General features: G+C 60.7%; 17 protein-coding genes. 5 read left to right on the top strand and 12 right to left on the bottom strand.

Annotation, left to right across the window (positions count from 1 at the left end):
* Nucleotides 1-65: 65 nt before the first annotated feature.
* Nucleotides 66-977: a LysR family transcriptional regulator gene (locus tag ACWIKB_RS21865; protein WP_475269337.1), complete on the bottom strand. Its 912-nt coding sequence runs from the start codon at nucleotides 975-977 to the stop codon at nucleotides 66-68.
* A 120-nt stretch (nucleotides 978-1,097) separates the two neighbouring features.
* On the opposite strand from ACWIKB_RS21865, the gene ACWIKB_RS21870 reads away from it, so the two are divergent.
* Nucleotides 1,098-2,012: a pirin family protein gene (locus ACWIKB_RS21870; protein ID WP_475269338.1), complete on the top strand. Its 915-nt coding sequence runs from the start codon at nucleotides 1,098-1,100 to the stop codon at nucleotides 2,010-2,012.
* A gap of 61 nt (nucleotides 2,013-2,073) precedes the next feature.
* Complete coding sequence (locus tag ACWIKB_RS21875) at nucleotides 2,074-2,940, top strand: SDR family NAD(P)-dependent oxidoreductase (RefSeq protein WP_475269339.1); 867 nt, start codon at nucleotides 2,074-2,076, stop codon at nucleotides 2,938-2,940.
* Between the two features lie 224 nt (nucleotides 2,941-3,164).
* On the opposite strand, the gene ACWIKB_RS21880 is transcribed toward ACWIKB_RS21875, so the two are convergent.
* Both ACWIKB_RS21880 and ACWIKB_RS21885 read right to left on the bottom strand, forming a co-directional pair.
* Nucleotides 3,165-3,626, bottom strand: a complete 462-nt coding sequence (locus ACWIKB_RS21880; RefSeq protein ID WP_475269341.1) for a hypothetical protein — start codon at nucleotides 3,624-3,626, stop codon at nucleotides 3,165-3,167.
* A gap of 106 nt (nucleotides 3,627-3,732) precedes the next feature.
* Nucleotides 3,733-5,109, bottom strand: a complete 1,377-nt coding sequence (locus ACWIKB_RS21885; RefSeq protein WP_475269343.1) for a hypothetical protein — start codon at nucleotides 5,107-5,109, stop codon at nucleotides 3,733-3,735.
* A gap of 483 nt (nucleotides 5,110-5,592) precedes the next feature.
* Here ACWIKB_RS21885 and ACWIKB_RS21890 point away from each other — a divergent pair, with 483 nt between their 5' ends.
* Complete coding sequence (locus ACWIKB_RS21890) at nucleotides 5,593-6,288, top strand: tRNA (adenine(22)-N(1))-methyltransferase (RefSeq protein ID WP_475269344.1); 696 nt, start codon at nucleotides 5,593-5,595, stop codon at nucleotides 6,286-6,288.
* A gap of 8 nt (nucleotides 6,289-6,296) precedes the next feature.
* A complete protein-coding gene (locus ACWIKB_RS21895) occupies nucleotides 6,297-6,554 on the top strand; it encodes a hypothetical protein (RefSeq protein WP_475269345.1) in 258 nt (85 codons plus the stop codon).
* Between the two features lie 690 nt (nucleotides 6,555-7,244).
* Here ACWIKB_RS21895 and ACWIKB_RS21900 read toward each other — a convergent pair.
* The 7 genes from ACWIKB_RS21900 to ACWIKB_RS21930 form a co-directional block, all read right to left on the bottom strand.
* A complete protein-coding gene (locus ACWIKB_RS21900; protein WP_475269346.1) occupies nucleotides 7,245-7,934 on the bottom strand; it encodes a response regulator in 690 nt (229 codons plus the stop codon).
* Nucleotides 7,931-10,627, bottom strand: coding sequence for a two-component system sensor histidine kinase KdpD (kdpD, locus tag ACWIKB_RS21905; protein WP_475269347.1), 2,697 nt, complete (start codon nucleotides 10,625-10,627; stop codon nucleotides 7,931-7,933). The genes ACWIKB_RS21900 and kdpD overlap by 4 nt, the downstream gene beginning before the upstream one ends.
* Before the next feature lie 26 nt (nucleotides 10,628-10,653).
* The gene (gene kdpC / locus ACWIKB_RS21910; RefSeq protein ID WP_475269348.1) at nucleotides 10,654-11,226 is read right to left on the bottom strand and encodes a potassium-transporting ATPase subunit KdpC; all 573 of its coding nucleotides are present in this window, start codon (nucleotides 11,224-11,226) and stop codon (nucleotides 10,654-10,656) included.
* An 11-nt stretch (nucleotides 11,227-11,237) separates the two neighbouring features.
* A complete protein-coding gene (kdpB, locus tag ACWIKB_RS21915) occupies nucleotides 11,238-13,316 on the bottom strand; it encodes a potassium-transporting ATPase subunit KdpB (protein WP_475269349.1) in 2,079 nt (692 codons plus the stop codon).
* A gap of 10 nt (nucleotides 13,317-13,326) precedes the next feature.
* Complete coding sequence (kdpA, locus tag ACWIKB_RS21920; protein ID WP_475269350.1) at nucleotides 13,327-15,099, bottom strand: potassium-transporting ATPase subunit KdpA; 1,773 nt, start codon at nucleotides 15,097-15,099, stop codon at nucleotides 13,327-13,329.
* Nucleotides 15,096-15,188, bottom strand: a complete 93-nt coding sequence (gene kdpF / locus ACWIKB_RS21925) for a K(+)-transporting ATPase subunit F (RefSeq protein WP_123402870.1) — start codon at nucleotides 15,186-15,188, stop codon at nucleotides 15,096-15,098. The genes kdpA and kdpF overlap by 4 nt, the downstream gene beginning before the upstream one ends.
* 326 nt (nucleotides 15,189-15,514) lie before the next feature.
* A complete protein-coding gene (locus ACWIKB_RS21930; protein ID WP_475269351.1) occupies nucleotides 15,515-15,820 on the bottom strand; it encodes a panthothenate synthetase in 306 nt (101 codons plus the stop codon).
* Between the two features lie 164 nt (nucleotides 15,821-15,984).
* Between ACWIKB_RS21930 and ACWIKB_RS21935 the strand changes: the two genes are divergently transcribed.
* The gene (locus ACWIKB_RS21935) at nucleotides 15,985-16,968 is read left to right on the top strand and encodes a bifunctional helix-turn-helix transcriptional regulator/GNAT family N-acetyltransferase (RefSeq protein ID WP_475269352.1); all 984 of its coding nucleotides are present in this window, start codon (nucleotides 15,985-15,987) and stop codon (nucleotides 16,966-16,968) included.
* Here the strand turns inward: ACWIKB_RS21935 and ACWIKB_RS21940 are convergent.
* Nucleotides 16,960-17,604 (bottom strand): helix-turn-helix transcriptional regulator, encoded by a 645-nt coding sequence (locus tag ACWIKB_RS21940; RefSeq protein WP_475269353.1) that lies wholly within the window; start codon nucleotides 17,602-17,604, stop codon nucleotides 16,960-16,962. The genes ACWIKB_RS21935 and ACWIKB_RS21940 overlap by 9 nt on opposite strands.
* Before the next feature lie 19 nt (nucleotides 17,605-17,623).
* Nucleotides 17,624-18,253: a hypothetical protein gene (locus tag ACWIKB_RS21945; protein WP_475269354.1), complete on the bottom strand. Its 630-nt coding sequence runs from the start codon at nucleotides 18,251-18,253 to the stop codon at nucleotides 17,624-17,626.
* Between the last annotated feature and the right edge of the window lie 52 nt (nucleotides 18,254-18,305).

Below are 18,305 nucleotides of genomic sequence, written 5' to 3' on the forward strand. Positions count from 1 at the left end.
GTCCACGAATGAATCCAAGGCTCTTTCCTCCCGATGCAGGGGGGCAGGGGCCTTGCCGCCATTCGCTATCGATACACCTCAGGTGCGTCTGCCGCGTTCATCTTCTGGATCACCACATTGATGAACGCCGATACCGCGAGCGGCAGCTGCCGACGGCTTGGATACAGCACGTTCATGCCGGAGCCATTGGGTTGGTATTGAGGCAGCACCGGGACGAGCACACCCGCCTGGACCTCAATCTTGGCCATCACGGGCGGGAGCAGCGCAATGCCGAGTCCGGCCACGGCGGCTTTGCGCAGTGCCTGTGCGGTATTGCCGCTGAAGCGCCCGACAACCTGCACTTCTTCCTCTCCCTTTGGGCCGACCAGGCGCCATGTGGCGTGGCCGCTTGGGTGCGCGGCGATTACACAATCGTGGCTCACCAGGTCCTGCAGCGTGCGGGGTGAACCGCGAGCAGCGATGTAGGCGGGGCTTGCCACCATCCCGACGCTGGGGGGAGCAAGGATCTGACGGCCGACATAGCCTGAATCGTGCAACGACCCGCCACGAAAAGCGACGTCGATCTGCTCTGCGATCAAGTCAGCCTTCGCATCGCTGAGCACGAAGTCGAGCCGCACGCGCGGATGTGCGGCCAGGAACTCGGTCACCCACTCCATCTGGAAGAAGTCGAAAAAATCGGCCGGAGCCGCCACGCGCACCAGGCCGCTGGGCTCGTTGCTGCCCGACATCAACTCTTGCCCAGCTTCGACCAGGCCATCGACCGCTCCCGCGCAACGCTCATGAAAGCCTTGGCCAGCACTTGTGAGCGTGAGCTTGCGGGTGGAGCGTTGCAGCAGCCGCGTACCGAGACGCGCCTCGAGCTGCTGGATGCGGCGACTCACGGTATTGGGCGGCATGCCCAGTCGTCGCGCCGCCTCTGCAAAGCTGCCGCTGCGGACCACCTGTACAAACATGGCGATGTCATTGAGGTCGATCATGGCGGGTTATTCCTGGCGCTGGTGGACGAGTGCAATCCAATTGTATCGGCTAATCAAGTAATCGAACCGGCCCTATTGTTTCAGGCATCCAGCCGCGAGGCACACTTTCTGTGAATCATCATGACCCTTGAGCAAAAATCTCCCATCGGCATTGTCCCCGGCTCTGCACGCGAAACCGTTACTCACCGCGCAATCAGCTACCGCACAACAGGTAGCGGGCATGGCGCGATTGTGCGACTGATGAGTCCTTCCGATCTGGGCCATCTGATCAAGCCTTTCGTTTTCCTTGATCTGTTTGAAGGTGAGAGTTCATTCATTCACGGTATGCCAATGCACCCACACTCGGGGATCGCCACCGTCACCGTTATTACCGAAGGTAATTTGCGCTTCGAGGATGCTGAGTCGGGCACCGGGACGATTGACTATGGTGGCGTTGAATGGATGCGGGCAGGAGGCGGGGTCTGGCACGGGAAGGAGATGTCGGTAGGGACATCGAAGCGGGTTCAGGGTTTTCAACTGTGGGTGGCACTACCGCCCGCGTTGGAAAACGCGAGTGTCGACAGTCAATACCTGGAGTCCAGCGCAATGCCTGAAGTGGGGCCTGCGCGGGTGACTCTTGGAACGCACGAAGGTGTCAAAAGCCCGGTGCGTGCGCCCGCCGGAATGAATTACCTGCTGGTCACGCTACGTGCCGGGGAATCCTGGACCTATGTTCCGCCCAATGGGCACGAGTCATTGTGGTTGAGTGTCAGTCGAGGTGCTCTAAGCGCACCAGGGATAGTCACTGCGGGAGAAATGGTGATCTTCGAACCTGGCAACGGCGTCGTTACGCTGAAGGCTGTACACCAAGATGCGGTCTTCGTGATCGGTTCCGCGACACCTCACCCCTACGATCTTGCGCTGGGCAACTACTCGGTCCATACCAACTCGCAAGCCCTGCGTGCAGGAGAGGCAAAAATTGCCGAGATTGCCGTTCGGTTGCGCGAGTACCTGCAAAAGCCAGGCGAGTCGGGCGCTGTGCCCGTTTTCAAATGACCCGGCTTCTAATCGAAGCCGTCGACAATACCGAAGTGATCCTGGTTGAGGTGTTTTGATCATGAATACGATCATCATGACCGGCGGGACTTTTGGCCTGGGGGACGCAACCGCAAAGCAGTTGAGCGCTTCTCCCGACATCCAGCTCATCGTTGGTGGGCGAGAAACCCGCTTGCCACTGGAGCTGGCCAGTCTGGGCAGTATCAGGCAGTTCGCCAGGCAAGTTCTCGACACGCTGGGCAACAGAAAGATCAATGCCCTGGTGCTCAATGCCGGGCTCAGCTTCCCCGTTGCGGCTCGCACGGTGGACGGATTCGAAACCACTTTTGCGGTCAATCACCTGGGCCACTATCTGCTGTTACGGCTGCTTGCGCCGTCGTTGGCGCGTCATGCAATTGTGGTGATGACTACCAGCAATACCCATGATCCGATGTTTAGCCCGGTCGCCCCGTTTGCATTTGTCGATGCGCAACAACTGGCGCATCTGGACCTTGAAAAAGGCGCGCATGGCAGCGTGGCGTTTGAGGCCGGGTTTCGCGCCTACGCCACCTCCAAGCTGTGCAATCTGTTGACGGCCCGTGCCTTCGCGGCGTCCTCCGTGGTCAAGGCTCGGCGTTTGCGGGTTATCGCCTATAACCCGGGTTACATTCCCGGCACCGGCCTGGGGCGCAACTTGCCTGCCGGGGCGCTTTCGTCTCCCGCCCTGGCATCGAATCCTTACTTCGAAGAGCTCATGCGACGGCAAGCCGGAGACGTCCTGGCCGACCTTGCGTTGGGGCGGATTGTCCCGCCGAAGGGGCATCTGTATGCATCACTGGTGAGAGGTGAACTGACTTGGCCCGAGCCATCCGAACTCGCTCGTCGTGAGGATGTTGCCCAGCAACTGTGGCGTGACAGTGCAGTGTTAACTGGCCTGGATTGTGATTAGTTCAGCTTGTTGCTGAGTCGCTGGTAAAGCAGACCCCTCTCAGTCTGCTTTCCTGTTCGTCAACTCTGTTGCATCGACCGGTTGAATCCACACTTGGCAGTGGCTGCAACACAGAAAGAAAAAGCTGACGCCGCCGATAAGCGGATGCATTACGTAAGTTAACTACAGGGAGACAAAACTTGTTTGCTCTCCCTTTTTCGTTTGTGCGGCGGCGGTGGGCGCTGTCAGTTAATCCGGGTGCTCACTACCTCACCGGTGGCGGTATCCTCCAGCCACACTTCCAGCCGATTGAGGCCCACGTACCTTGAACGAGCCATTATTTTCTGGCCAGGTTTGCCATCGAACTTCAGGTCCGCAAACAGAAATTGACTGGGCAGCCGGTATTCCAGTTGGATAGTGTAGGTGCCCGGCTTCAGCACAGCGCGCTGCGGAGAATCGTTCTTGTAGTAGTACGTGGAAAACGGGATATCACCGACTTTTTTGTCGTTGATTCTTATGATGTTCAGGTTCGGCTGGAGATCGACATAGTGACGCTGGGGTCTGCCCGCATAAGTATCGGTTTCGACCACGGTGTAACGCGACTCGTCACCCTCTGTGACGGGATCGACGTTGGAGTACGCGGGCATTTCCGCACAACCGTGCAGGCAAAGCAGTGCGACGACAAATGGCAGGAAGATCTTTTTCATCAATAGAACCTGTTCACTGAATAACGTTAACGGCATTTGTTGTGTCCGGGTTTGGCAGACTATTCAGACGTAATTGCCCAATACCCGGCTAACCCGGGATGGCGCGCTATTCTGCTGCCCTGAGCGTTTTGATCTGGACCATGAGCATGGAAATATCAGAGGTTTCCACGAAGAGGTCATAGGCCTCCAGGTAGAGGTACACACTACTTGTCTGCAGCCCGTTGTTTGCGGCGCAAGTAACATTGCGCGCCATCCCTTGCAGCGAGGCTACTTTTTGCGTTGCAGGAAAGGATGCACCCACCGAACATTTGAAATGTTGCACAAACGGCTTGCCAGTGCTGGGCGTAAAGTTTTTGTTGTAGGCGATATCACTCCCAGGCTTGAGGTTTTGCCAATCGCCATCCAGGTCGATGCTTGTGAGCGTGCTTGGCTGGCGAGTTTTGCCAGCAGGCTGAGCGCTGCTCGTCGTGGCAAGTTCGATCAGACCGCGCCAGCGGATGCTCACATATTCCTTGCCCAAGGCACCGGCCGCCTGTTCACGCCATAGTCCGCGAGCAGGGCCCGGTTGCAGATACAGGTCAAGTGGGCTGTCGTTGATCTCGGCGCCAGGCACCATTGGGGAGGAAGCGCTGTAGGTTAATTGCAAATGGCTGAGCGTGTGGGTCGGTTGTCCCTGAGGCAGTACGCTTACCTGTGTCAGCAGTGATGCCGAAACCTCAGGCGTGAGCATGTTCGGTGGCAATTTTTTCCGGACGACAGGCGTGCCGAGTTGCGCCAGATTGGCGGGTGCGGTGCACACAGCGTCAATCAGCCGAGCGCGTTGCGCTTTGTCCAATGCACTGTCAAGCGGCTGAACGGGTGCTGGCAGCAAACTCTGGTCGCTTAAACGATAGGCCAGGCGGGTGCTGGCCTGACGGGCAACGCAGTCGACCTCGACACGCTCAAACTGTCGGTCGTAGGGCTGCCCTTCGTTTTCATCGAGGCGGGTGCGGCCATAGTCGATGCCCGCCCAGATGGAGCGTCGGGAGTTATCCATGCCGAGGGTGCCCGGGTCTAACAACAAGATGTCTTCGCTCTCGCCGGGCAGTTGCTTCCAGGCGCTGTCTCGAACCGCTTGGCACATTTGCTGGGCGATGTTGCGCGCGGGGTCCGCCGGCAGGTAATAAGGACTGCTCAAGTCCTTTGCGCGTCGATAGATCATTGATGTTTTCGCCGAATCGCAGTCCGCGAAAAGCCGGGCCTGGGTGGCTGGGCCGGTGCCTTCAGCGGGTACATTGACTGTCACCACGGCCGTTCGGCCGAGTCTGAAAGTGCTATCCAGCGGCAGCGACAGGGATTTTATACGGCTCGTCATGGCTTGATTTTCTACCTCGCGCTCGGCAGCAACGCGTTTGTAGTAGTCGGCCATTCCATTGCCTTGCAGGGCACAACCCGTCAAGGTCACAGCGAGGACGGCACCCGCCAGGCGAAGTAGTAATTTCACAGCAAACAGCTCCTTGGCGCGCCACGAATTCATCGCGATAGCGGGCGCGTACTTTGTAGGGGGATCAAGGGGTTGAGGTTATTGCGGCGCGCCCGAGACAGTACTGCGTTGTCGCTGAAGGCTAAGGAATAGCGAGGAAACGGTATTTCCGGGTTTGCGAGGGGAGTTCATGGACGGTCCTTCGTCGATTTCTGGTACGAGTCCATTTGAGTCGGCTCAACCACCAAAACCTTTAGGGGCGCCAAGTTTCAGCGCTTGTCGAGCGTTCAGCTTTGTTTGTTTGACGAGCAACAGTTGAGTACGACGGAGCGGGTATCGACCGCTGTGTGATGGCAGTCGAGTTACTAGTGAAAAGGCGTTTGCTCAGGTGCATTCCCTGAATGGCCCCGGTCGCAGAAATTTGACATGCGCGGCGTTGCTCGACACAGTCGCGCCCCGATCCGGCCAACGGTGCCGGTCGTTCGTGGTGAAAAGGGGTTGTAGTTGAACGAACACACATTGTCCATGCGCCTGGAACGCGTGGCGGCGCATGTGCCCGCCGGTGCGCGCCTGGCCGATATCGGCTCGGATCACGGCTACCTGCCGGTGGCGTTGATGCGCCGTGGCGCCATCGTGGCGGCGGTGGCGGGGGAGGTGGCGTTGACGCCGTTTCGCGCGGCTGAACGCACCGTGCGCGAGAACGATCTGGACCAACAGATCAGTGTGCGCCTGGCCAATGGTCTGGCGGCGATCGAGCCCGGAGACGGGATCACGGCGATCAGCGTCTGCGGCATGGGCGGCGAGACGATCCGCGACATCCTCGAGAGTGGCAAGGCGCACCTCAACGGCGAGGAACGCCTGATCCTGCAACCCAACGGCGGCGAACAACCCCTGCGCCAATGGCTGATGGAAAACGGCTACCGCATCCTCTACGAGGAACTGTTGCGGGAAAACCGCTTCGACTACGAAATCATCGTCGCCGAGCGCGCCGGGCCAGTGGAGTACACCGCCGAGGAACTGTATTTCGGCCCGCTACAGATGCAGGCCCGCAGCCCGGTGTTCCTGGCCAAGTGGCAACGCATCCTGCGTGAGAAGCACAAGACCCTGACCAACTTCGCCCAGGCGCGGCAGGCCGTGCCCGAGGAGAAGCTGCAAGAGATCGCCCGGCAGGCGCGGTGGATTACTGAATTGTTGGCTTGAGCCCGGATTTGTGCGCGTTACGACACTCGCGATTCGCCTGTCTCGTTGCTCAAACTCCCGGCCGTTACACCGATGCGCGAGAACACCAGCCAGGCAAACAGCAGCACACTGACGCCAATCAGGATGGACGCGACGGCAATCAACGGCTCGACAGTCGGGAAGCCCTCGACGCTATGGCCTGGGCCGCTCGGGCGCTGGTTCGTCAGGCACTGGCGGAGGATGAACAGGCGCGAGGCAAGCGCAATGCTGTGAAGAAGAACTCGTAATCTTCAGCTCCACCACACTGAATCGTGCCTGGGCAAATCAGGTAGTTCATTAGCCTATAAAGCCGAGGCAAAAGGTTATTAGACAGGCAAAAGTAACCTTGCTAAAAAATGAGTGCATGGCCGCGATTCGCGTGACCACTGCATCATCTCCATTGGTGAAATGGAAATAAGCCCAACATTGAGCTGGGCAACGATCAATGAGCCTGATTGACAATACAGGGATCGTAGCTGCGACTTTGGCCAACTGCTCGCACAAGTGCATTGGGCTCATTGATCCCTTTTCTCCTTCGCCGGCTGTCTGCAGCTCCCCGTGTTGCGTCCCTTCTTTCCTCTGAATGCCTGCATTTTCATGGCGCACAGCCACCATTGGTCGCATAGCGTGCCATCACATGGAACGCCACTGACTGGCTACCCTCTACCCTGTAGACCAACAATAGGGGTTCCAATGAGAGAGGCGCAGCGAAGACTCGTCATGACAGCTTGGCGTAAGCTATTCGCCTTGACTGAAAACCAAATAAACCCAGAGGAAAAATACTTCAGGTTGTTGAGGAGAGCTGACGACATGGAGCGTGCTGATCTCATCACCAGTGACGAGTGGCGCAAGCTGGTCCAACAGGCCGGAACGTCGCTTGCCGCCACTGCGGAGTGCATGGGCGGCTCGGGGGAATAAGCCGGTTATTGGCATTCCATTCACGGAATAAACCGATACCCAACCCCCGTCTCCGTCACCAGATGCCGGGGCTGCGAAGGGTCCACTTCAACCTTCTTGCGTAACCCGCCCATAAACACCCGAAGGTACGGCGTGTCGGTCGTATGCGAAGGTCCCCACACGGCTTTCAACAGCTGCAAGTGGGTCAGCACCCGGTTTGGATGCGAGCACAGATGCACCAACAACCGATACTCCAGCGGCGTCAAATGCAATGGCATACCGGAGCGCTCCACCACCCGCCGTTCGATGTCGATGCGCACATCGCCGAAGCTCAACACTGAATTGTTATCAGCGTCTTTCGCCTGTCGACGTAGCAGCGCACGCACGCGGGCGAGCAGTTCGCCGGTGCCAAAGGGCTTGACCAGGTAATCGTCGGCGCCAGTGTCCAGGGCGAGGATTTTGTCTGACTCGGCACCCCGGGCCGACAACACGATGATGGGCACCGGCGACCAACTGCGCACGTCGCGGATCAGGTCGATGCCGTCGCCGTCGGGCAGACCCAGGTCGAGGATGATCAGGTCGGGGCGGCGGGTGCCGGCATCGATCAAGCCACGGTGGAAAGTGTCGGCTTCATGCACGTCCAGTCCCTCGGCTTGCAGGGCCATGCGCACGAAGCGGCGGATTTCTTTTTCGTCTTCGATGATCAGGACGTGCGGTACTGATTCGGTCATGGCTGTTCCTCGTCAGTCTGCTGGGCAAAGGGTTCGATGACGGGCGGGGTTTCACGTGGCAGGCGCAACGTGAAGCAGGCGCCGCCCTCGGGCCGGGTGATACCGGCAATGCTCCCGTCATGGGCCTGGGCAATGGCCCGGCAAATGGCCAGGCCCAGGCCGACGCCGGGGATCGCGCTTTCTTTTTTGCCGCGCATGAATTTGTTGAAGATCGCCTCTTCGTGACCATGGGGCAGCCCCGGTCCCTCGTCGGCGACCCACAGTTCGATGGTGTCCGTCGTGGCCCTGGCGCCGAGGCCAATGGTGGTGGCGGTCGGGGTGTATTTGACGGCGTTCTCGATCAGGTTGATCAGGATGCGTTCGATCAGCACCGCGTCGATGCGCACCGGCGGCACGTCATCTTCCAGCGCGACGTGCACCGAACGCCCGCCGAGAATCGGCTGGATGGCCCGCAGGGCACTGCCTACTACGTCTTCGATGGGTTGCCACTGGCGATTCAACACGACTTTGCCGGACTCCAGGCGTGCCATGTCCAGCAGATTGTTGACCAGCGTATTCATGCGCAACGCCGATTCACCCACGGCCGTGGCGATCTCGGCTGCTTCACCGGTCAACGGCGGCTGGGTCAACTTGAGCGCTTCGGCAAGCCCGACCATTACCGACAGCGGCGTGCGCAGGTCGTGGGAAATGGCCGAGAGCAGCGAATTGCGCAAGCGCTCGGACTCCATTTGCACCGTGGTGTCCTGGGCCACGTTGATGTAGTGAATGCGTTCGAGGGAAATGGCCAGCAACGAGGCGCAGGTGTCGAGCAGGCGCCGCTGTTCCGGTACCACCAGCCGGGTGGTGTCGCGAGGCTGCACCGCAAGTATTCCACGGACGCGCATCGGCGCCGACAGCGGCAGGTACAGCGTCGAACTGGAGGGCAGGGTGTCGGTGCCGTAGCCCGCCGGTTCAGTTTTATCGAACGACCACTGGGCGATGGCCAGGTCGACTTGCGGTGCATCGCCGGTGACCAGCGGGGCCTGCAATTTGTTGTTGTCGTCGGCCACCAGCAAAGCCGATCGCGCGCCGAACTCGGCTGACAGAAACTGTGCGCTGATGTCGGCTATCTGCTCGGTGAGCAGCGCGGCGGAGAGCAGGCGCGACATCTCGTAGAGCGCGCGCATGCGGTCTTCGCGGCGTTGCGCCACCCGCGCCTGATACGTCAGGCCGGCGGTCATTTGCCCGATCACCAGCGCGACCACCAGCATGACCACGAAGGTCACCAGGTATTGCACATCGGCAAAGGCGAAGGAAAAACGCGGCGAGACGAAGAAGAAATCGAAGGCGCCGACGGACATGAACGCCGCCATCACTGCGGGGCCACGACCGAAGCGCACGGCGACGGCGACAACGGCCAGCAAGAACAGCATGACGATATTGGCCTGCTCAAGAACGCTCGCCAGCGGCAGGGCAATCAGCGTCGTCACCGCGCATAACCCGGCGCTCCAGAGATAAGCCGACCAAAGGATCGGACTTTCGCGAGTGGCAGATGTGCGCTCGGGTCGTGGACTGCCGGCCGGCAGCGAGACTTGAATCACATCCAGATCCGCGCCCAACGCGCCAATCCGGTCGGCCAACACCTGACGCCAGAATCTGCGTCGCGGCTGCTCGTCGCGCCCCAGCACCACCTTGGAAAGATTGTGCAGACGCGCATATTTCACCAGCGTTTCGGCAATGTCCTGACCGGCCAAGGTCGAGATTTGCGCGCCCATGTCCTGAGCCAGTTTCAGCGTCGCCAACACCCGGCGGCGTTTGGCCTCTGGCAGGCGCTGCAAGGTCGGGGTCTCGACATACACCGCATGCCACGGCACGTTCAGTTGTGCGGCCAGACGCGCCGTCGAACGCACGGTTTTCTCCGCCTGTTCATGGGGCCCGATGCAGGCGAGCAGCGAGTCGCGGGTGCCCCAGACCGGTTTCACCGCGCTGCTTTGGCGGTACTGCAACATGTCGCTGTCGACCCGGTCAGCGGTGCGGCGCAGCGCCAATTCACGCAGGGCAATCAGGTTGCCTTTGCGAAAGAAATTCTGCACCGCGCGCTCGGCCTGTTGCGCCAGGTAAACCTTGCCTTCCTTCAGACGCTGCAACAGATCGTCGGGTGGCAGGTCGACGATCACCACTTCGTCGGCGGTGTCGAACACATGGTCGGGCACGGTCTCCCACACACGAATCCCGGTGATGCCGCCGACAATGTCGTTCAGGCTTTCCAGGTGCTGGACGTTCATCGTTGACCAGACATCGATCCCGGCGCTGAGCAGTTCTTCCACGTCTTGCCAGCGTTTCGGGTGGCGGGAGCCGACGGCATTGGAGTGGGCCAGTTCATCGATCAGGATCAAGCCTGGCGCGTGGGCGAGGGCGGTGTCCAGGTCGAATTCGTTCACGGTGCGCTGCTTGTCGATGACCTGCTTGAGGGGCAGCAATTCGAGGCCTTCGGTCAACGCCTGGGTTTCGGCGCGGCCGTGGGTTTCGATCACCCCGATCAGCACGTTGATGTCCTGCAACTGCGCGGTATGGGCGGCGGTGAGCATGGCGTAGGTCTTGCCGACCCCGGCGCTGGCGCCGAAGAAAATCTTCAGCCTGCCGCGTTTGGCTTGCGCTTCTTCCTCGCGAATCCGGGCCAGCAGTTGGTCCGGGTCGGGACGTTGTTCGGCCATCACGCTCACCGTGTGTGAGTTGGCGCTCAGTGTGCGGCGTCGAGCGCCAGGTTCAGGGCCAGCACGTTGACCCGAGGCTCGCCGAGGAAACCGAGCAGCGTGCCTTCAGCATACTCGCCGATCAACTGGCGGACTCGTTCGACCGGCAGGTTACGCACCCGCGACACCCGGCCGGCCTGATACAACGCGGCCGCCACGCTGATATGCGGATCAAGACCACTGGCGGAACTGTAGACCAGGTCGGCGGGCACCGTTGCGCTGTTGTCGGGATCGGCGTCGTGCAGGGCGCCGATCCGTCCCTTGACCGCGTCCATCAACGCCGGGTTCAGCGGGCCGAGGTTCGAGCCGCTGGAGGCCTGCGCGTTATAGGGCATGGGGCTGGTGGCGGAAGGGCGGCTCCAGAAGTATTTCGGGTCGCTGAAACCCTGGCCGATCAACAGCGAGCCCACGGTTTTGCCGTCCCGTTCGATCAGGCTGCCGGCGGCCTGATGGGGAAACACCAGCCGCGCAATGCCAGTGGTCACCAGCGGATAAGCCAGGCCGGTGAGCAGTGAAAACACAATCAACAGGGTCAGCGCCGGACGCAACAGAGTGGCCATGACAGTGCTCCTCAAACCAGACCGACGGCGGCCAGCGCCATGTCGATGATTTTGATGCCAATGAATGGAACGACGACCCCGCCCAGCCCGTAGATCAACAGGTTGCGCCGCAACAGCAGGGCGGCGCCGACCGGGCGGTATTTCACGCCTTTGAGCGCCAGGGGAATCAGGAAAATGATGATCAGTGCATTGAAAATCACCGCCGACAGTACTGCGGAATTCGGGCTGGTCAGGCCCATGATGTTCAGCGCCGCCAGCGATGGATAAGTGGTGACGAACGCTGCCGGGACGATGGCGAAATACTTCGCGACGTCGTTGGCAATCGAGAACGTGGTCAGCGAGCCACGGGTCATCAGCATCTGTTTGCCGGTTTCCACCACCTCGATCAGCTTCGTCGGGTTGCTGTCCAGGTCGACCATATTCCCGGCTTCCTTGGCCGCTTGCGTCCCCGAGTTCATCGCCACCGCGACATCGGCCTGGGCCAGCGCCGGGGCATCGTTGGTGCCGTCACCGGTCATCGCCACCAACCGGCCTTCGGCCTGGTAGCGGCGGATCAGTTCGAGTTTCTGCTCTGGCGTGGCTTCCGCCAGAAAGTCATCGACCCCGGCCTCGGCGGCGATGGCGGCAGCGGTCACCCGGTTATCGCCGGTGACCATCACCGTCTTGATACCCATGCGCCGCAGTTCGACGAAGCGTTCCTTGATCCCGCCCTTGACGATGTCCTTAAGCTCGATCACGCCCAGCACTTTGGCGCCGTCGGCCACCACCAGCGGCGTGCTGCCCCGGCGGGCCACGTCTTCGACAATGGTTTGTACCGCGTCGGGGAAATGACCGCCCAGGCTCTGCACATGTCTCAGGATCGCCTCGCCAGCGCCTTTGCGCAGTTGGCGAGTGCCCATGTCGACGCCGCTCATGCGGGTTTGCGCCGAAAAATGCACGAAGTGCGCATCGAGTGCGCCGATGTCCCGTTCGCGCAGGTTGAAGCGCTGTTTGGCCAGCACCACGATGCTGCGGCCTTCAGGCGTTTCGTCGGCGAGGGACGCGAGTTGCGCAACGTCCACCAGCTCCGCTTCCTTGATCCCCGGCGCCGGTAAAAACGCCGAAGCGTGACGGTTGCCGAGGGTGATGGTGCCGGTCTTGTCGAGCAGCAGAACGTCCACGTCACCGGCAGCCTCCACGGCACGGCCGGAAGTGGCGATGACGTTGGCTTCCATCATGCGGCTCATGCCCGCCACACCGACCGCCGACAGCAGGCCGGCAATGGTGGTGGGGATCAGGCACACCAGCAACGAGATCAGCACGGTGATCGACACCGGCGTCCCGGCCTGGGCCACCGCGACCCCGAACAGCGAGAAGGGCAGCAGCGTTACGGTGACGCCGAGGAACACAATGGTCAGCGCCACCAACAGGATCGACAGGGCGATTTCATTCGGGGTTTTTTGCCGTTTGGCGTTCTCGACCATGGCGATCATGCGGTCGACGAAGGTTTCGCCGGGGTTGGTGGTGACGCGCACGACGATCCAGTCCGAGAGCACCCGGGTGCCGCCGGTGACCGCCGAGAAGTCGCCGCCACATTCGCGGATCACCGGGGCAGATTCGCCGGTGATTGCCGACTCATCCACCGAGGCCGCGCCTTCGATGATTTCGCCGTCGGCGGGGATGATCGAGTCGCCGAGGTCGCCGGCCTCGACCACCACCACATCGCCTTTGCACAAGCCGCTCGATTGCGCCAATTGCCATTCGGCGCCGTAGTGCGGTTCGCGCAGTTTTTTCGCCCAGGTTTCCTTTTTCAGGTCCCTCAACGAGGCCGCTTGCGCCTTGCTGCGGCCCTCGGCCAGGGCTTCGGCAAAATTGGCGAACAGCACGGTAAACCACAGCCACAAGGCAATCGCGAGGATAAACCCGGAACTGGCTTCACCCTGGCCGCGCAAGGCCTGGACCCACAGGGCGCTGGTGATGATCGCGCCGATGTAGACGACGAACATCACCGGGTTGCGCCACTGGATTCTGGGGCTGAGTTTGCGCACGGACTCGAGCATGGCCGGGGTTATCAGTTTCGGGTCGAACAAGGAGAACGCTTTGCGTGTCATGTTCGTGGTCTCACTTGATCAGGTTGAGGTGTTCGACGACGGGCCCGAGCGCCAGCGCCGGCACGTAGTTCAGCAAGCCGACCAGCAACACCGTGCCGATCAGCAGCGCCACAAACAACATCCCGTGGGTAGGCATGGTGCCGCCGGTGACTGCCAGGCGTTTCTTCGCCGCCAGGCTGCCGGCGACGGCGAGCACCGGGACGATCACGCCAAAACGGCCGAACCAGGCGACGATCGCCAACATCGTGTTGTAGAACGGGGTGTTGGCCGACAGCCCGGCGAAGGCGCTGCCGTTGTTGTTGGCGGCCGAGCTGAAGGCGTAGAGGATTTCCGAGAAGCCGTGGGCACCGGGGTTGGCGATCCCCAGTCGGCCGGCCTCGGCCATGACGGCGATGGCGGTGCCGAACAGCACCAGCAACGGCGTCACCAGAATCGCGATGGCGACCATTTTCATCTCGTAGGCTTCGATTTTCTTGCCGAGGTATTCCGGGGTGCGGCCGATCATCAGTCCGGCGATAAACACCGCGAGAATGGCGAACACCAACATGCCGTACAGCCCCGAGCCAGTGCCGCCAAACACCACTTCACCGAGTTGCATCAGCACCAGCGGCACTGCGCCGCCCAGTGGCGTAAAGGAGTCGTGCATCGCGTTGACCGCACCGCAGGACGCAGCGGTGGTCACGGCGGCAAACAGGCTGGAGGCGCTGATGCCGAAGCGCAGTTCCTTGCCCTCCATATTGCCCGCCGCCGTGTCGATGCCCAGCGCGGAAAATTGCGGATTACCGAGTTGTTCGTAATGAGTGACGGCGATCACCGCGATGACGAAGATGATCGTCATGGTTGCCAGCAGTGCCCAGCCTTGACGGATGTCACCGACGACGTGGCCGAAGACGAAACACAGCGCGGTCGGGATCAGAAAGATCGCGATCAATTGCAGAAAATTGCTCAGCGCGGTCGGGTTTTCATAAGGATGCGCCGAGTTGGCATTGAAGAACCCGCCGCCATTGGTGCCGAGCATCTTGATGGCTTCCTGGGAGGCGACCGGGCCCATGGCGATGGTTTGCTTGTCGGTGCTGGCGGCCACGGTGACCGGACTGCCCTGGGCATCGAGCTTCGGTTGGCCGGCGTCATTGAGCACCGGCGCCTGGTATTGCATGACTTCCAGCGTCGAAACGTCCTTGTACGGGTCAAGGTTCTGGATCGCCCCTTGGCTAACGAAGAACAGCGCAAAGATCAGCGACAACGGCAGCAGCACCCACAACGTAATGCGGGTGAGGTCGGTCCAGGCATTGCCGATGCTGGTTGCACTGTGACGGGCGAACCCGCGGATCAGCGCCACCGCCACCACGATGCCGGTGGCCGCCGAGAGGAAGTTCTGCACCGTCAGCGCGAGCATCTGCGTCAGGTAGCTCATCGTCGATTCACCGCCATAACCTTGCCAGTCGGTGTTGGTGACGAAACTGGCGGCGGTGTTGAACGAGGAGTCCGGTGTCACGGCACCGAAGCCTTGCGGGTTGAACGGAAGCACACCTTGCAACCGTTGCAGTGCGTAGACAAACAGCAATCCCAATGCGTTGAACAGGACCAGCGCGAGGGCGTATTGCAGCCAACTCATCTGCGCTTCAGGTGTGACGCCTGCGAGGCGATACAGGGGCGATTCGAGGCGCGCGCCGAAGGCAAACCGACCCTCCATCACCGTGGTCAGCCAACGCCCGAGCGGCCAGGCCAACAGACCCAGCGCTAACAGGAAGGCTGCGAGCAGGCCCCAGGCTTGCGTGGTCATAGGAAGTCCTCCGGGAAAAACAGCGCGGCGACCAGGTACACCAGCAACCCGGCCGCAATGATGCCGCCGAACAGATAGAAGCCTGTCATGACCGTCTCCTGTTAAGCGCCGCACAGCCGCGTGCCAGGCCGATAAGGCTGATGAAAAACAAGGCACCGAGTACCAGAAATATGAAGTCCATGGCGTTTCCTCCCGCTATGAGGAAAAGCCTAGAGAGATGGCTGGAAAGTTGTTATCAGGATTGGGGGCGGGGGGATAAAGATCTTATAAAGGCGTGCGGACCCTGTGGGAGCGGGCTTGCTCGCGAAGAGGGCCTGTCAGTCGCCATTAGCATTGACTGACACGCCCTCTTCGCGAGCAAGCCCGCTCCTACAGGGACTGTGCATTGCACTACAAAAGTGGTCGGTCCTATTGCTTAGCTCCAGGTTTTGCCGAGCGCGTCCAGGCCAGCCTTTTGCAAATCCTGCGGACTCATGGCGATACGGAATTTGCAGTTGGCGTTGAAGTTGAGAAAAAACGGTTCGGCAAAACGCGGGATTTCGGAAGCGTCCTGCACGTCGATCAGCAAAATTCCGCCGCGCTTGCCGTCTTGCTCAGTGAAGTAAACCGTCTCCGGTTTGAGGCTTTCCAGCACGCGTCCAATGATTTCACCCACCTTGCCGGCCCGCACCAGCGTGTTGAAGGGTTCGTGGGGGAACTCGACCGTCATTATCATTTTCATTATTCGAATCTCGGTTGAAGTGACTGCTCCCTACCAGAATCCTTACTCCAGAGTGCCGTGTGTCGTTAAGGATAGTTAAGCAGGACAGTGGCCCCGAGCAGGGTTACAGGCGGTCATTGAGAAGCCTCCCGATTGACGAGTATTTTGTTGTGCGATACAACTAAATGATCGTTGCATTCGAGGTGCGCGCCGTGATCGATTCAAACCTGATTCACCACGTTCGCTCGGCGTCGCGCCTGATGGTGCGCGAGTTGGGTTTCATGCAGGCCACGCTGGCTGCAACGGATTATCCGCCGTCATCCGTTCACACCATCGTCGAGCTGGGGAACCGTGATTCCCTGACCGCTGTGGAACTGGTGGCGCTGCTGGGCCTGGAAAAATCCAGTGTCAGTCGCATGGTGCGCAAGCTCATCGAGGCGGGCGAAATCGAAGAAGTGCCCAACGAGCAGGATGCCCGCTCAAAAAAACTGCAACTCACGGAGCAGGGCCGGCGGACCTTGCGCGCGGTGGATGCGTTCGCCACCCAACGGGTCGGCGCGGCCCTGACTCATCTGACGCAGACGCAACAGCAAACGGTGAGTGAAGGCCTGGGCCGTTACGCCGAAGCCCTGCGAACCCAGCGACTCGGCACAGAGCCGTCCATGGATTCGTTGCAGATTGCCCGGGGTTATCGCCCTGGCATCATTGGCCGCATGGTCGAAATGCATGCCACTTACTACGCCAGATACGCGAACTTCGGTCAGCCGTTCGAAAGTCTGGTGGCCAGTGACATGGCCGAGCTGATGGGGCGCTTGCACAACCCGCGCAACGAGGTGTGGGTGGCGTTGGACGGCGAACGCATTGTCGGTTCAATTGCCATCGATGGCGAAGGCGAGGAGGACGGCGCGGTGCTGCGCTGTTTCATTCTGGATGACAGCGCGCGGGGCAAAGGCGTCGGCAAACGGCTGTTGGCTGAAGCCATGCAGTTCTGTGACGAATGGGGCTTTCGTGAAACGCGGCTTTGGACGTTCAAGGGGCTGGATGCGGCCCGTAAACTCTATGAGGACGTGGGCTTCACCCTGGAGCGGGAACAAGAGGGCGAGCACTGGGGAGGACGGATTACCGGGCAATGGTTTGTTAGAGCTGCGCGGGGTAGCCCGTCAATCTGATGTCGAATCGGTGCGGGCTTGAGGCTCGATGGGGCGCAGTTTGAATCGGCAGACGTGACCGCCGCGGACCATGCATTCCGTGTGGTCGACTTCCGCGCCGCCCAACGCCCCGATCAAGGCCAGGTCCAGTTCGCAAACCACCGGATGGGCCTCGGCGAGGCGATGGAAGACGCAGTTATGCGCGACGATTTCCGGTTCGTCGGCGCTGCGAAAGAACACTTCAGCCTCGTATCCTGCCTGGTTCATGTGTTGCACGATCCGGGCTTCGTCGACTACCTGATGTTCACGGTCCAGCGCCAGTTTTCGGCCCAGGCTGCGCATCATCGAGCCCAGGGCTTCGGGGCCGATGATGTCGGCCACTTCGTCAATCAGCACGCTGGCCAACATCTGATACTGGCGCGGGAACTGCTCTTTTGCATGGTCGGTGAGCCGATACAGTTGCTCCGGCCGCCGACCCGTCGGGCGGGTTTCCCCGCGCAGCACTAATCCGTCACGCTCCAGGGCCGCCAGATGCTGACGAATCGCGGTGCGGGTGACCGCCAAGCGATCAGCCAACTCGTCAATGCTCATGCCGCCCGCATGGTGCAGCAGCGCATTGAGCAAGTCCTGCTGTGTGCGGCCCAGTCCTTCCAACATAGTGTGACCTCGTGCGGTGTCAGAACTTGTCCGGGAACTGCTTGACCAGTGCCGCCGTCAGCGCGTCCGCCAGTGCCAGTACGTGCGGGCGCATCATCTGCCAGGTGCGGGCTTCACCCGCGTAGTCGTGGGCGGCAAGCTCATCGATTTGCGCAACATGATGCCCGCCGTGGGCGGTCAACATGCCGACCAGTGTGCTTTCCGGCAGGTTGGGATTGGCGCCGGACAGGAACGCCGCGATCGCCTTGGCATTGCTGGTCAAATCCGCGACTGCCGCCTGCTTGCCTTTCGTATCTTTGGCAACTGTGGCGTCGCTGTAGTGTTTCACCGCGCCCCAGTGACCGGCAAGCAGCTTGAGCAATTGATCGGCAGCAGGCTGGCCATAGAGCGGGGCAATGCTGTTGGCGATTTGGGTGGCGTTGCCCACGACCTGATCGGCAGCGATTTTGGCTTGGGATTTGTCGGCGGCCTGATTGGCGATCGCGTAATTGCGAATCCAGAAAACATGCTCGACCCAAAGGTCACGCATCGCCAGGCGCGTGGTGAGCGCGGCGCTGTCGGCGGAGGTCGCGGGGGCGGGGGGCGTTTGGCTCCAGACGGGTTGAGCGCAGAAAGCCAACAACAGTAAAGCCAAGGTTTTGATATTCATGACGGCACCCTCTGATTCGTGGGATTGTCCAACAATATCAATTAAAGCATGT

Source organism: Pseudomonas sp. 5Vm1k (assembly GCF_056161485.1).